Annotated in this window: 10 protein-coding genes; 6 read left to right on the forward strand and 4 right to left on the reverse strand. The window is 74.5% G+C overall.

Annotated features, from left to right (window positions below; all coding sequences use genetic code 11):
• Positions 1-243: 243 nt before the first annotated feature.
• Complete coding sequence (locus tag ACR80Q_RS17095; protein ID WP_435378858.1) at positions 244-1224, forward strand: type IV toxin-antitoxin system AbiEi family antitoxin; 981 nt, start codon at positions 244-246, stop codon at positions 1222-1224.
• A 189-nt stretch (positions 1225-1413) separates the two neighbouring features.
• Positions 1414-2646 carry a PQQ-dependent sugar dehydrogenase gene (locus ACR80Q_RS17100; RefSeq protein WP_435378859.1) on the forward strand — a complete coding sequence of 411 codons (1233 nt, stop codon included), beginning with the start codon at positions 1414-1416 and terminating at the stop codon, positions 2644-2646.
• A gap of 79 nt (positions 2647-2725) precedes the next feature.
• Here ACR80Q_RS17100 and gatB read toward each other — a convergent pair whose 3' ends face one another.
• From gatB to ligA, 4 genes are read right to left on the reverse strand one after another with little or no spacing between them, the layout of a single operon-like run.
• Complete coding sequence (gene gatB, locus ACR80Q_RS17105) at positions 2726-4237, reverse strand: Asp-tRNA(Asn)/Glu-tRNA(Gln) amidotransferase subunit GatB (RefSeq protein ID WP_435378860.1); 1512 nt, start codon at positions 4235-4237, stop codon at positions 2726-2728.
• Positions 4234-5814 carry an Asp-tRNA(Asn)/Glu-tRNA(Gln) amidotransferase subunit GatA gene (gatA, locus tag ACR80Q_RS17110; RefSeq protein WP_435378861.1) on the reverse strand — a complete coding sequence of 527 codons (1581 nt, stop codon included), beginning with the start codon at positions 5812-5814 and terminating at the stop codon, positions 4234-4236. Before gatA ends, gatB begins: the two co-directional genes overlap by 4 nt.
• Positions 5814-6167 (reverse strand): Asp-tRNA(Asn)/Glu-tRNA(Gln) amidotransferase subunit GatC, encoded by a 354-nt coding sequence (gene gatC / locus ACR80Q_RS17115; RefSeq protein WP_435378862.1) that lies wholly within the window; start codon positions 6165-6167, stop codon positions 5814-5816. The genes gatA and gatC overlap by 1 nt, the downstream gene beginning before the upstream one ends.
• Positions 6168-6212: 45 nt before the next feature.
• On the reverse strand, positions 6213-8417 hold the full coding sequence (gene ligA / locus ACR80Q_RS17120; RefSeq protein ID WP_435378863.1) for an NAD-dependent DNA ligase LigA: 2205 nt from the start codon (positions 8415-8417) through the stop codon (positions 6213-6215).
• 95 nt (positions 8418-8512) lie between these two features.
• Between ligA and ACR80Q_RS17125 the strand changes: the two genes are divergently transcribed.
• From ACR80Q_RS17125 to ACR80Q_RS17140, 4 genes are all read left to right on the forward strand, one after another.
• The gene (locus ACR80Q_RS17125) at positions 8513-8881 is read left to right on the forward strand and encodes a hypothetical protein (protein WP_435378864.1); all 369 of its coding nucleotides are present in this window, start codon (positions 8513-8515) and stop codon (positions 8879-8881) included.
• 28 nt (positions 8882-8909) lie between these two features.
• Positions 8910-11516: a DEAD/DEAH box helicase gene (locus tag ACR80Q_RS17130; protein ID WP_435378865.1), complete on the forward strand. Its 2607-nt coding sequence runs from the start codon at positions 8910-8912 to the stop codon at positions 11514-11516.
• 106 nt (positions 11517-11622) lie between these two features.
• Positions 11623-12990 carry a class I SAM-dependent methyltransferase gene (locus ACR80Q_RS17135; RefSeq protein ID WP_435378866.1) on the forward strand — a complete coding sequence of 456 codons (1368 nt, stop codon included), beginning with the start codon at positions 11623-11625 and terminating at the stop codon, positions 12988-12990.
• A gap of 105 nt (positions 12991-13095) precedes the next feature.
• Positions 13096-14028: an acyl-ACP desaturase gene (locus ACR80Q_RS17140; RefSeq protein WP_435378867.1), complete on the forward strand. Its 933-nt coding sequence runs from the start codon at positions 13096-13098 to the stop codon at positions 14026-14028.
• Positions 14029-14041 lie beyond the last annotated feature (13 nt).

A 14041-nucleotide genomic window follows, 5' to 3' on the forward strand; every position in this document is an offset into this window, starting at 1 on the left:
GACGGGTGGGCGGGTGGCACACAGTCTGGTCGGCGCGGGCGGGTGGCACACGGTCTGGTCGACGCGGGCGGGTGGCACACGGTCTGGTCGACGCGGGCGGGTGGCACACGGTCTGGTCGCGAATCTGCGGGTAGGGAGCCCAGATCACGACCGCTGCGTGTGCCATGGGGGCGGGGCGGGGCGGCGGGGGCGGGGCTGTGGATGACGTCTGCGGGCGAGGCCCGCGATGGCCGACGGTGGGGCGTGGACGAGAGGCTCGCGCGGATGGCGGCGGGGCGGCAAGGCCTGGTCATGGCCGGGGACTGCGTCGCGGCGGGGGTCAGCCGGGCCACCGTCAGATGGGCCGTCGCCAGCGGCAGCCTGGTGGCCGTCGGGAGGGGCGCCTGGGTGGGCGTCGAGACGTGGGAGTCGGCGGATGCTCGCTCGCGACACCTGCTCGCCCTCCGGGCGGCGCTGCACAGGTGCCCCGGGGCCGTGGCCACCGCCGAGAGCGCAGCGATCGTGTGGGACCTGCCGCTGCCGGGACCACCGCCGGCGCTGCCGGTCCTGCTGCGCCCGCGCTCCACGGACCGGCCCGAGCGGGGCGGCCGTTCCGGCGGGGTGCTCACCCGCCGCGCATGGCTCGAGGGGGACGAGGTCGCCCGGCACCGCGGCGTGCTCGTGACCACGCCGGCGCGCACCTTCGTGGACCTGTGCCGTGGGTCGTCCCTGCCGTGGTCGCTGGCCGTGGCGGACGCTGCGAGGCGACGCCACGGGTGCACCCGGGACGAGCTCCTCGACGCCGCCGACCGACGTCCGTCGGCGGCAGGTCACGCGAGGGCCCGGCGGGTCGCGGCCGTCGCCGAGTCCCTGGTGGAGTCTCCGCTGGAGTCGGTCGCGCGCGGGGTCCAGTTGGAGCTGGGGCTTCCGCTGCCGGAGGTGCAGGTGTGGATCGGTCGGCAGAGGCCCGAGTTCAGGGTCGACATGCTGGTCAGGTGCTTCGCCGTCGTCGTCGAGGCCGACGGGCGCCTGAAGTACGACGGACCGACGGCGCGGACAGGGCAGGCGTGGCAGGACAAGCGCCGGCTGGACCGGTTGCTGACCCTCGGCTACGACTGCCAGCCCTTCGTCGCCGCGGACAGCCACCGCCCCAGGGCCTGGGGCCGCGAGCTGCTGGCCACCTTCGCCCGGTCCTGCCGGAGGCTCGGCCGACCTCCCCCTCGGCTAGACCTCCCGTGGGCATGACCGCGACCCGCTGCAGGCCAGGTGGCACACGGTCTGGTCGTGATCGCGCCGTCCATGGGCTCGGATCGCGACCACTGCGCGTGCCACGGACGTCACGGACGGGCCGGACGCCACGGACGCCACGGACGCCACGGACGGGCCGGGCGGGCCGGGGTGCGGGGGGCCGGGCGCGGCCCGCAGGATGGGGGGATGGGACGCCACCGGTCCGGGACCGTGACCGCCGCCGCCGCCGCCGCCGCCGCGACTGTCCTGCTCGCGGGGTGCGCGGGCAGCACGCCGGAGGCCCCGGCACCGTCGCCGGCCACCGAGGCGACCGTCGCGGCACCGACGTCGACCGCGCCGTCCGCCCTTGCGGTCGAGCCCACCGGGCCCCCCACCAGCGCGGCGCCGGCGCCGGAGCCCACGACGACCGCCCGCGCCGCGGCGTCGGGCACGCCCGACGTCGACTCCGCCAGCGACCTCGTCACGGGCCTGCAGGTGCCGTGGGACCTGGCCTTCCTGCCCGACGGCAGCGCGCTGGTGACCCTGCGGGACGAGGCCCGGGTGCTGCGTGTGACCGCCGACGGGGCGACGAACGAGGTGACGGCGGACGGGGACGACGGCCGGGTGACGGGCGTCGCACCGGGCGGCGAGGGCGGGTTGCTGGGCGTCACCACCGACGCCACCGCGCAGCACGTGTTCGTGTACCTGACGGGGGCGGACGACAACCGCGTGGTCCGGTACGCCTGGGACGAGCGGGCCGACGCGCTCACCGACCCGGTGCCGGTCGTCACGGGCATCCCCCGCTCCGAGGTCCACAACGGCGGGCGGATCGACCTGGGTCCGGACGGGATGCTCTACGTGGCCACCGGGGACGCGCGCGACACCGCTGCGGCCCCCGACCCCGACAGCCTGGCGGGCAAGGTGCTGCGGGTCACCGTCGACGGCGACCCGGCCCCCGACAACCCGGACCCCGCCTCGCCGGTCTTCTCCAGCGGGCACCGCAACGTGCAGGGGATCGGCTGGTCGACCGACGGCACCATGTGGGCGTCGGAGTTCGGCCAGAGCACCACCGACGAGCTCAACGTCGTGCGGGCCGGTGCGGACCACGGCTGGCCAGAGGTCGAGGGCGTGGGCGGGGTGGACGGGCTGACCGACCCGGTGGTCACCTGGGGCACCGACGAGGCCTCGCCGAGCGGGATCGCCGTCACCGACGACGCCGTCTACCTGGCCGCCCTGCGGGGCCAGCGGCTGTGGCGGGTGCCGATCGCCGACGGGGCGGTGACCGGTGAACCTGAGCCCCTGCTCGACGGGCTCGGCCGGTTGAGGCACGTCGAGGTCGCCCCCGACGGGAGCCTGTGGGTGCTCACGAGCAACACCTTCCGCGGCGAACCGCGCGACGGCGACGACCGGCTGGTGCGCGTCCCCCTGACCCGGCCGTGACCTGACCGGCGCGGCCGCGCACCACCCGACCCGGTCCCCCCCGTCCGGTCCGGACCGGACGAGGAGGACCGGCAGCGCCTCAGCCGGCCGCGCGCTCCAGCACCAGCTCGCGCACCCGGGCCGCGTCGGCCTGGCCGCGCATCTCCTTCATGACCGCCCCGATGATCGCCCCGGCCGCCTGGACCTTGCCGGCGCGGATCTTGTCGACCACGTCGGGGTTGGCCGCCAGGGCCCGGTCGACGGCGGAGTTGAGCGCACCGTCGTCGGACACGACCTCCAGGCCGCGGGCCGTGGCCACGTCGGACGGGTCGCCCTCGCCGGCCAGCACACCGTCGAGCACCTGCCGCGCCATCGAGTCCGTCAGCCGCCCGGAGTCGACCAGACCCTGCAGCTCGGCCACCTGCGCGGGCGTCACGGCCATCTCCGCGAGGTCGGTGCCGTCGTTCTTGGCGCGGCGCGCGAGCTCGCCCATCCACCACTTGCGGGCGGCCTGGGGCGTCGCGCCGGCCTCGACCGTGGCGCCGACCAGGTCGAGCGCGTCGGCGTTGACGACGTCGCGCATCTCCATGTCGGCGAAGCCCCAGTCGGCCTGCAGCCGCTTGCGCCGGGCGGCGGGCGGCTCGGGCAGGCGCGAACGCAGCCGCTCCACCCACTCCGCGTCGGGCTGGACGGGTACCAGGTCTGGCTCGGGGAAGTAGCGGTAGTCGTCGGCGTCGGACTTGGGCCGCCCCGACGTGGTGACACCGGTGTCCTCGTGGAAGTGCCGCGTCTCCTGGGTGACGGTGCCGCCCGCGAGCAGCACGCCCGCCTGGCGGCCGACCTCGAAGCGGACGGCCCGCTCGACCGAACGCAGCGAGTTGACGTTCTTGGTCTCGGTGCGCGTGCCGAGCGGGTGCTCCGGCGTGGGGCGCAGCGACAGGTTGGCGTCGCAGCGCAGGTTGCCCCGCTCCATCTTCACGTCGGAGACGCCCAGGGTGCGCAGCAGCTCCCGGAGCGTGCCGACGTAGGCCTTGGCGACCTCGGCGACCCGGGCACCCGTGCCCTCGACCGGACGGGTGACGATCTCGATGAGGGGGATGCCGGCCCGGTTGTAGTCGACCAGCGAGTAGTCGGCGCCGTGGATCCGGCCCGTGGCGCCACCCACGTGGGTGGACTTGCCGGTGTCCTCCTCCATGTGGGCCCGCTCGATCTCGACCCGGACGACCTCGCCGTCCTCGAGCTCCACGTCCAGGTAGCCGTCGACGGCGATGGGCTCGTCGTACTGCGAGGTCTGGAAGTTCTTGGGCATGTCCGGGTAGAAGTAGTTCTTCCGCGCGAACCGCCCGTACGGCGCGATCGAGCAGTTGAGCGCGAGGCCGATCGTGATGGCGTGGTCGACGGCCTGGGCGTTCAGCACCGGCAGCGCACCGGGCAGGCCCAGGCAGACCGGGCAGGTCTGGCTGTTGGGCTCCGCGGCGAAGGAGTGCGCGCAGCCGCAGAACATCTTGGTCGCGGTCGACAGCTCGACGTGCACCTCGAGGCCGAGGACCGGGTCGAACTGCGCGACGGCGTCCTCGTACGACAGGACGGGGGTCTCGGTGGTCGTGCTCATGCGTGGGCTCCTGCCCTCTCGACGGGACGGGAGTCGCCGGGGGGCCTGGGTGCGGCCGCCACGGCGGGCGCACGGTCGAGCAGCGGGCCGCCCCAGGCGTCGACCAGGCGCGCCTCGAGGGCGGCCCCGACGCGGTACAGGCGGGCGTCCCCGGACACCGGGGCCAGCAGCTGGATCCCGGCGGGCAGGCCGTCCTCGTCGGCCAGGCCGCTGGGCAGCGACATGCCGGGCACGCCGGCCAGGTTGGCGGGGATGGTGGCGACGTCGTTGAGGTACATCGCCATCGGGTCGTCGAGCTTGTCGCCGAAGCGGAACGCCGTGGTCGGCGCCGTCGGGGAGACCAGCACGTCGGCCTGGGCGAAGCAGGCGTCGAAGTCCCGCTGGACCAGGGTGCGGACCTTCTGCGCGCTCCCGTAGTAGGCGTCGTAGTAGCCGGCGCTCAGGGCGTAGGTGCCCAGGACGATGCGGCGCTTGACCTCGTCGCCGAAACCGGCCTCACGGGTCGCGGCCATCACGTGCTCCGCGGTCGAGGCGGGGTCGCCGTCGCCGACCCGCAGCCCGAAGCGCATCGCGTCGAACTTGGCCAGGTTCGACGAGGCCTCGCTCGGCAGGATCAGGTAGTAGGCGGCCAGCGCGTACCGGAAGTGGGGCGCGGAGACCTCGACGACCTCGGCCCCGGCGGCGCGCAGGTGATCCAGCGCCTCGGCGTAGCGGGCGCGCACGCCGGCCTGGTAGCCGTCGCCGTCCAGCTCCTTCACCACCCCGACCCGGACACCGGTCAGGTCACCGCTGGCACCCTGACGGGCCGCCGCGACGACGGAGGGCGCCGGGCCGGGCAGCGAGGTCGAGTCGCGGGGGTCGTGCCCGCCGATGACCTCGTGCAGCAGGGCCGCGTCCAGCACGGTGCGCGCGCACGGCCCGGCCTGGTCGAGGCTGGACGCCAGCGCCACCAGCCCGTAGCGGGAGACGCCGCCGTAGGTCGGCTTGACGCCCACCGAGCCGGTGACCGCGGCGGGCTGGCGGATCGAGCCGCCCGTGTCGGTGCCCACGGCCAGCGGCGCCTCGTAGGCCGCCACGGCCGCGGCGGACCCGCCACCGGAGCCGCCGGGGATGCGCTCGGGGTCCCAGGGGTTGCGCGTCGCGCCGTAGGCGGAGTGCTCGGTGGAGGAGCCCATGGCGAACTCGTCCATGTTGGTCTTGCCCAGCAGCGGGGTGCCGGCCTCCCGCAGCCGGGTCACCAGGGTCGCGTCGTAGGGCGGGACCCAGCCGTCGAGGATCCGCGAGCCCACGGTGGTCGGCATGCCGCGGGTGGCCACGACGTCCTTGACCGCCACGGGCACCCCGGCCAGGGCGTGCAGGTCGCGCCCGGCGCCCCGGGCCTCGTCGACGGCGCGGGCGGTGGCGAGCGCCTCGTCGGTGTTGACGTGCAGGAACGCGTGGACCCCGGAGTGGGCGTCGCCGTCGACGGCGTCGATGCGCTCCAGCGCCGCGGTGGTGAGCTCGACCGAGCTCACGGTGCCCGCGGCCAGGGCGGCGGACATCTCGGCCGCGCTCAGGCGGGTCAGGTCGTCGGCCATCAGTCCTCCTCGAGGATGCGCGGGACGCGGAAGCGGCCCTCGTCGACGGCGGGGGCGCCGGACAGCGCCTCGGCCGGGGTCAGACCGGGGACGGGGACGTCGGGCCGGGTGACGTTGGACAGCGGCAACGGGTGGCTGGTGGCGGGCACGTCGGGCGTGGCCACCTCCTGCACCTGCGCGACGGCGTCGAGCACGACGGACAGCTCACCCGCCAGCCGGTCCAGCTCGTCGTCGGTCAGGGCGATGCGGGCGAGCCCGGCGAGGTGCGCGACGCGCGCGCGGTCCAGGTGCTCGGGGGCGCCCCCGGCCCGGCCCGCAGCCGCGGACGGCCCGGTCGTGGTGGTGTCGGCCATGTTCGGTGAGTCTAGGAGACGTCCGGGGCCGCCCCGTCGGCCGGCTCAGGCGTCGGGCTCGGCCGCCTCGGGCTCGGGCACGGCGGCCTGGGCGTCGGGCTCGGGCTCCGGCTCGGCCGTCGGCAGCGACTCGACCCCCCGCTCCAGCAGGGCCCGGAAGCCGGCCTCGTCCAGGACCGGCACGCCCAGCGACTCGGCCTTGTCCGCCTTGCTGCCCGGGTTCTCCCCCACCACGACGGCCGTCGTCTTCTTGGACACGCTGCCCGCGGCCTTGCCCCCCCGCGCCAGGATCGCCTCCTTGGCCTCGTCCCGGCTGAAGCCGTCGAGCGAGCCGGTGACCACGACCGTCAGCCCCTCGAGGGTGCGCGGCACGGAGTCGTCCCGCTCGTCGGCCATCCGGACCCCGGCCGCGGCCCAGCGGTCGACCACGGCGACCTGCCAGCCGACCGTGAACCAGTCGACCAGCGCCTCGGCGATGACGACGCCGACACCGTCGGTGTCGGCCAGCTCGGCCACCGCGGCGGCCCGGTCCTCGCGCTCGGCCACCTCGCGCACCGCGGTCATCGTCGCGTAGCGGGCGGCGAAGGCGCGGGCGGCCGACGGCCCGACATGGCGGATGGACAGCGCGACCAGCACCCGCCACAGCGGCTGCTCCTTGGCGGTCGACAGGTTCTCCAGCAGCCGCCTCCCGTTGGCCGACAGCTCGCCCGAGGTGTTGGTGAACAGCGGGACACGCAGCAACCGCGCCTCGTCCAGGTCGAACACCCCGCCCTCGTCGGCGGCACCCTCGTCCGAGGCCAGCACCCCGGCCTCCAGCAGCGCCGACGCGGCCTCCCAGCCCATGGCCTCGATGTCGAACGCCTTGCGCGAGGCCAGGTGGAACAACCGCTCCCGCAGCTGGCTGGGGCAGGTGCGCCGGTTGGGGCAGCGCAGGTCGATGGCGCTCTCGGTCTCCCGGTGCAGCTCCGTGCCGCAGGACGGGCAGTGCGTGGGCATGACGAACTCGCGCTCGCTGCCGTCGCGCTCCTCCACCACCGGGCCGAGCACCTCGGGGATGACGTCGCCGGCCTTGCGGATCCAGACCGCGTCGCCGATGAGGACGCCCTTGCGACGCACCTCGTCGCCGTTGTGCAGCGTGGCCATCGACACCGTCGACCCCGCGACGAGCACCGGCTCCATGACGGCGAACGGCGTCACCCGCCCCGTCCGGCCCACGTTCACCTGGATGTCGAGCAGCCGGGTGCGGACCTCCTCCGGCGGGTACTTGTAGGCCGTCGCCCAGCGGGGGGCCCGGCTGGTGGTGCCGAGGCGGCGCTGCAGCCCCAGCTGGTCGACCTTGATGACGACGCCGTCGATCTCGTGCTCGACGTCGTGGCGGTGCTCGGCGTAGTGCGCGACGTACGCCTCGACCTCGGCCAGGGACCCCACCACCCGGTAGGTGTCGGCCGTCGGCAGCCCCCAGGCCCTCAGCACGTCGTAGCCCTGCGACTGGCGGGTGATGTCGAACCCGTCCCGGACCCCGAGCCCGTGCACCCGCATGTCGAGCGGGCGCCGGGCGGTGACCCGCGGGTCCTTCTGCCGCAACGACCCGGCGGCCGCGTTGCGGGGGTTGGCGAACGGGCTCCTGCCGGCCTCGGTGAGCTCGGCGTTGACCGCGGCGAAGCCGGCGACGGGGAAGAAGACCTCGCCCCGGACCTCCAGCCGAGGTGGGAACGGGTGCTCGTCGGCCCGCAACCGCTCCGGCACCGACGCGATGGTGCGCACGTTCAGCGTGATGTCCTCGCCGGTGTACCCGTCGCCGCGGGTCAGGGCGCGTTCCAGCACCCCGTCGACGTAGACCAGGTTGACCGCCAGCCCGTCGATCTTGACCTCGCAGAGGTACTGCACGTCCTCGCCCGCGGCGTCCCTCACCCGGGCGCCCCACTCGCGCAGCTCCGCGGTGCTGAACACGTTGTCCAGGCTCAGCATGCGCGAGGGGTGGTCCACCGCGGTGAAGGCGGTCGAGAACCCGCCGCCGACCCGCTGGGTCGGGCTCTCGGGGCCGGACAGGACCGGATGGGCCGCCTCGAGCTCCTGCAGCTCGCGCATCCGGGCGTCGTAGACGTCGTCACCGACCGTCGGGGTGTCACGCACGTAGTAGGCGAACTGGTCCGCGCGCAGCAGCTCGGCCAGCTCGGCGGCCCGAGCCCGGACGTCGTCGGGGACGGTGGTCTCCGTCGTCGGGTCGACGGTCTTCTCGCTCGCGCTCACGACGCCGATCCTGGCACCAGGGGCGGACACCGCACCTGGCCGCGTGCCACCATCAGCCCCGGCGTGCACGGGCACGCGGGGGAACGGGGTGCGAGATGCGTCGGACGTGGCTGCTCCCGGGGGTCGTCGGCGGCGTGGTGGGCGGTCTGGCGGTCGCGCTGCTCCTGCTGCACGGTCCCGGCGACCTGCTCGGCGGGGCGTCCGTGGGCAGCACCGGCCCCGACGAGGGGTACGCGCTCGGCTGGGGGACGCTGGCCCTGCTCAACGCCGGTCTGGCGCAGACCAAGGGCCACGGCGGTCTGGGCTGGTTCCTGCTGTCGCTGCTCCTGGGCCCCCTGGCGACGTTCCTGCTCGTGGTCCTGGAGTCCCCGCGCGGGGCCCAGGAACGGCTCGACGACCAGCGGGACCAGGACCGGCGGGCCGGCCGCGACCAGCAGCAGGGGCAGCTCCCGAGCACCGGGTGAGCCCCGCGGCTGGGACACTGGACCCGCCATGACCTCCGCGCCGCACGACCACGACGTCCTCGCCGACCCCACCGACGCCTCCGAGGCCTTGGCCGCCATCACGGCGACCTTGCCGACCGCGGCGACCGCCCCGCTGGCCGCCGTCGTCCCGGGCACCGGGCCCGACGAGGTGCTCGAGCTGCTGACGGACTGGACCCAGGGCACCGGTCTGACGCTCTACCCGCACCAGGAGGAGGCCCTGCTCGAGCTGGCGGCGGGGTCCAACGTGGTGCTGTCGACCCCGACCGGCTCCGGCAAGTCGATGGTGGCCCTGGGCGCGCACGCCCTGGCCCTGGGCGAGGGCCGGCGGTCGTTCTACACCGCCCCCATCAAGGCCCTGGTGAGCGAGAAGTTCTTCGCCCTCTGCGAGGTCTTCGGCGCCGAGCGGGTCGGGATGATGACCGGGGACGCCGGCATCAACACCGACGCCCCGATCGTCTGCGCCACGGCCGAGGTCCTCGCGAACCTCGCGCTGCGCCAGGGCCGCGCGGCCGACGTCGGCCAGGTGGTCATGGACGAGTTCCACTACTACGGCGACCGCGACCGCGGCTGGGCCTGGCAGGTCCCGCTCATCGAGCTGGTCGACGCCCAGTTCGTCCTGATGAGCGCCACGCTCGGCGACATGGTCCCCCTCGCGAAGCGGATGGAGGAGCGGACCGGACGGCCCACCGCGCTGGTCACCAGCGCCGAGCGCCCCGTCCCGCTGGCGTTCGAGTTCTCCAAGGAGCCCCTGCACGAGGCCATCGAGCTGCTGCTGCGCGGCAACCAGGCCCCGGTCTACGTCGTGCACCCCACCCAGCGCGACGCCCTCGAGCACGCGTCCAGCCTGATGAGCCACACGGTGCGGACCAAGGAGCAGAAGGAGGCGATCCGGGCCGAGATCGGCGCGTTCCGCTTCGGCACCGGGTTCGGCAAGACCCTGTCCCGGTTGATCGCGGCCGGGGTGGGCGTGCACCACGCCGGCATGCTGCCCCGCTACCGGCGCCTGGTGGAGCGGCTCACCCAGCGCGGCCTGCTGGCCGTGGTGTGCGGCACCGACACCCTCGGCGTCGGCATCAACGTGCCGATCCGCACCGTCCTCATCGTGTCGCTCACCAAGTACGACGGGCGCAAGGTCCGGCTGCTGTCCGCGCGGGAGTTCCACCAGGTCGCCGGCCGCGCCGGTCGGGCCGGCTACGACACGTCCGGGACCGTCGTCGTGCAGGCGCCCGAGCACGTCATCGAGAACGAGCGCGCCGCGGCCAAGGCCAGCAACGACCCGGCCAAGCGCAAGAAGATCGTCAAGAAGAAGCCCGTCCCCGGCACGGTGACCTGGGGCGAGGAGACCTTCGACCGGCTCGTCCACGCCCAGCCCGAGTCGTTGACGTCGCACTTCAAGGTCAGCCACGCCATGCTCCTCAACGTCGTCGCACGCCCCGGTGACGCGTTCACCGCCGTCCGTCACCTGATCGAGGACTCCGACGAGCCGCGCAGCCGCCAGCTGCACCACATGCGCCGGGCCATCTCGGCCTACCGCTCGCTGCTGACCGCCGGCGTGGTCGAGCGGGTCGACCCGCCCGACGCCGACGGGCGCACCGTGCGGCTCACGGTCGACCTGCAGCGCGACTTCGCCCTCAACCAGCCGCTGTCGACGTTCGCCCTGGCCGCGATGGAGCTGCTGGACAAGGACTCCCAGGACTACGCCCTGGACGTGGTGAGCGTCATCGAGGCCACCCTCGACGAGCCGCGACAGGTGCTGGCCGCGCAGCGCAACGCGGCCAAGGGCGAGGCCGTGGCGGGCATGAAGGCCGACGGCATCGAGTACGAGGAGCGGATGGAGCTGCTGGAGGAGGTCAGCTACCCGCAGCCGCTGGCCGAGCTGCTGCAGCAGGCCTTCGACACCTACGCCGAGGCCCAGCCCTGGGTCAGGGAGTACGAGCTGTCGCCGAAGTCCGTGGTCCGCGACATGGTCGAGCGGGCGGCCACGTTCACCGAGTACGTCCGCGCCTACGACCTGATCCGCTCCGAGGGCGTGCTGCTGCGCTACCTGGCCGACGCCTACCGGGCGCTGCGCCAGACCGTGCCCGAGGAGTCCCGGACCGAGGAGCTCCGCGACCTGGTGGAGTGGCTGGGCGAGCTGGTGCGCCAGACCGACTCCTCGCTGCTGGACGAGTGGGCCCAGCTGGCCGCCGGGACCGACGAGCACGGCGAGGTGCGCCCCGGCAGCGTCGACGACGGCCCTCCCCCGGTCACCCGGAACGTCCGGGCGTTCCGGGTGCTGGTCCGCAACGAGCTGTTCCGCCGGGTCCGGATGGCGTCGCTGCGGCAGTGGAACTACCTGGGCGAGCTCGACGCCGAGGCCGGCTGGGACGCCGACGCGTGGCGCGAGGTCATCCAGGCCTACTTCGCCGAGCACGACGAGATCGGCACCGGCCCCGACGCCCGCGGCCCGGACCGGTTCACCATCACCGTCGAGCGCGACGTCTGGAAGGTGTGGCAGGCCTTCGACGACCCGGCCGGGCACCTCGACTGGGGCATCACGGCCGAGGTCGACCTGGCCGCCTCCGACGAGGCCGGCGAGGCCGTGGTGCGGGTCGTGGACGTCGGGCAGCTGTAGGCCGGCGAGCCGGGTCCCGTGGCCGACCGGTGGGGCGACGTGCTCGGACGCCTCGGCACGGTCCGGGTCTGGAAACCGTCACCCCGCCGTCCTAGCCTTGACCGTCATGACGGCATCGGCCGATCACGGACCCAGCGACGGGACCGGCGACGGGGTGGCCCCGCGACTGCTCCGGGTGGTCGGCGTCGCGATCGGAGGTCCTCCCCCGCTGCGCCTGCGGGGGTGGGACGGCTCGGAGGCCGGACCGGCGGACACCCCGGTCCTGGTCCTCAACCACCCGCGCGCGCTGCGACGACTGCTGTGGTCACCCGACGAGCTGGGCCTGGGACGCGCGTGGGTGAGCGGGGACCTCGACGTCGAGGGCGACCTGTACGCGGCGGTGGCCGCGGTCCTCGACGCCCGCAGCCTCGCGGCACGCGGCCCCGACGACGGCGACCGCGCCGGGGCTGACCCGGCCACCGGTCGTCCCGTCCCCCGCCCCCGGGCCCCGCGGGCCCGTCTGCTCGCCGAGGCGGCCCGGCTCGGGGTGCTCGGTCCCCCGCCCCCGCCCCCGCCGGAGGAGGTGCGGCTGGGTCGTGGCCGACGGCACACCCCCGCTCGCGACGCCCGTGCGGTGCGGTCGCACTACGACGTCGGCAACGAGTTCTACCGGCTGCTGCTCGGGCCGAGCTGGGTGTACTCCTGCGCCTACTGGGACGCCGGCGGCGACCCCGCGGTCGAGGCCGACCTCGACCGCGCCCAGCACGACAAGCTCGAGCTCGTGTGCACCAAGCTCGGACTCGCACCGGGGATGCGGCTGCTGGACGTCGGCTGCGGCTGGGGCTCGATGGTGCTGCACGCCGCCCGCGAGCACGGGGTGCGCGCCGTCGGGGTCACGGTGTCGCCCGAGCAGGCCGACCTCGCCCGCGAGCGGGTGCGGGGGGCCGGGCTGGAGCGCCTCGTCGAGATCCGGCACGCCGACTACCGGGAGATCACCGACGGGCCCTACGACGCCGTCAGCAGCATCGGCATGGCCGAGCACGTCGGGTGCGCTCAGCTCGACGCCTACGCGGCCGGGCTCCACGCCCTGCTCGCCCCGGGCGGACGGTTGCTGCACCACACGATCGGCAGCCGGGGCGACCCCGGGCTCGCCCCCCGACGCCGTTCCTTCGTGGACGCCTACGCGTTCCCGGACGGGGAGCTGCTGCCCCTGGCCGAGACCGTCACCGTGCTGCAGGACGCGGGCTTCGAGATCCGGGACGTGCACGCCCTGCGCGAGCACTACGCCCTCACCCTGCGGGCGTGGGTGGCCCGCCTCGAGGCCCGCTGGGACGCAGCCGTCGCGCTGGTCGGGCCGGGGCGGGCCCGGGTCTGGCGGTTGTACATGGCCGGGTCGGCGGTGGGCTTCGCGAGCGGGCGGGTGGGGGTCGACCAGGTCCTCGCGGTGCGCCTGGACGCCGGGCGCAGCGGGGTGCCGCTGCGGCGTCCCGTCTGAGGTCGGGCCACGCGCCACGCCGGACGCCTGCTGCGCCCGTACCTACGCTGGCGTAGGTTGACCCGCAGGGCCGCACGTCCCGCGGTCCGGGAATGAGGTATCGCCATGACGCTGTCCGACACCACGCGCCTGCTGCACGAGCTCGAGCCCGTCGTGGCCGAGAACCTGGACCGGCACCTGGCCACCAGCAAGGAGTGGATGCCCCACGAGTACATCCCGTGGAGCCAGGGCCGTGACTTCGTCGGCCCGGACGGCGAGCCGTGGCACGTCGAGCAGTCGCAGCTGACGCCCATCGCCCGCACGGCGCTGGAGCTCAACCTGCTCACCGAGGACAACCTGCCGAGCTACCACCGCGAGATCGAGCGCGCCTTCGGCAACGACGGCCCGTGGGGTACCTGGGTCGGTCGCTGGACCGCCGAGGAGGGCCGCCACGGCTACGCCCTGCGCGACTACCTGCTGGTCACCCGCGGCGTCGACCCCGTCGAGCTCGAGCGGGCCCGGATGGCCACGATGACCGAGGGCTTCGACTCCGGCGACAAGCCGCTGCTGCGGGTCTGCGCCTACGTCTCGTTCCAGGAGCTGGCCACCCGGGTCAGCCACCGCAACACGGGCAGGTACACCGACGACCCGATCGCCAACAAGCTGATGGCGCGGATCTCGATGGACGAGAACCTGCACATGATCTTCTACCGCAACCTGGTCACGGCCTCGTTGGAGATCAGCCCGGACGAGATGGTCAAGGCCATCCGCGACGAGATCGTCGACTTCCAGATGCCGGGTGCCGGCATCGAGGGGTTCCAGCGCAAGGCGTTCCAGATGGCCCAGGCGGGCATCTACGACCCCCGCAACCACCTGGACGACGTCGTCATGCCGCTGCTGCGCCACTGGGGCGTCATGGAGATGACCGGCCTGGGGCCCGAGGGCGAGCAGGCCCGCACCGAGCTGGCCGCGTTCCTGGCCACGGCCGACACCCAGGCCTCGACCTTCGTGGAGAAGCGCGCCGCCGCCGCGGCGCGCAAGGCCGCCAAGGCCGGCTGACCGGTTCGGCCCC

The organism is Aquipuribacter aurantiacus (genome assembly GCF_051216895.1).
Lineage (GTDB): Bacteria > Actinomycetota > Actinomycetes > Actinomycetales > JBBAYJ01 > Aquipuribacter.

Coding starts and splice junctions, on each gene's coding strand:
- ACR80Q_RS17100 (WP_435378859.1), top strand. CDS start 1,414: ATGGGACGCCACCGGTCCGGGACCGTGACCGCCGCCGCCGCCGCCGCC.
- gatB (WP_435378860.1), bottom strand. CDS start 4,237: ATGAGCACGACCACCGAGACCCCCGTCCTGTCGTACGAGGACGCCGTC.
- gatA (WP_435378861.1), bottom strand. CDS start 5,814: ATGGCCGACGACCTGACCCGCCTGAGCGCGGCCGAGATGTCCGCCGCC.
- gatC (WP_435378862.1), bottom strand. CDS start 6,167: ATGGCCGACACCACCACGACCGGGCCGTCCGCGGCTGCGGGCCGGGCC.
- ACR80Q_RS17125 (WP_435378864.1), top strand. CDS start 8,513: ATGCGTCGGACGTGGCTGCTCCCGGGGGTCGTCGGCGGCGTGGTGGGC.
- ACR80Q_RS17130 (WP_435378865.1), top strand. CDS start 8,910: ATGACCTCCGCGCCGCACGACCACGACGTCCTCGCCGACCCCACCGAC.
- ACR80Q_RS17135 (WP_435378866.1), top strand. CDS start 11,623: ATGACGGCATCGGCCGATCACGGACCCAGCGACGGGACCGGCGACGGG.
- ACR80Q_RS17140 (WP_435378867.1), top strand. CDS start 13,096: ATGACGCTGTCCGACACCACGCGCCTGCTGCACGAGCTCGAGCCCGTC.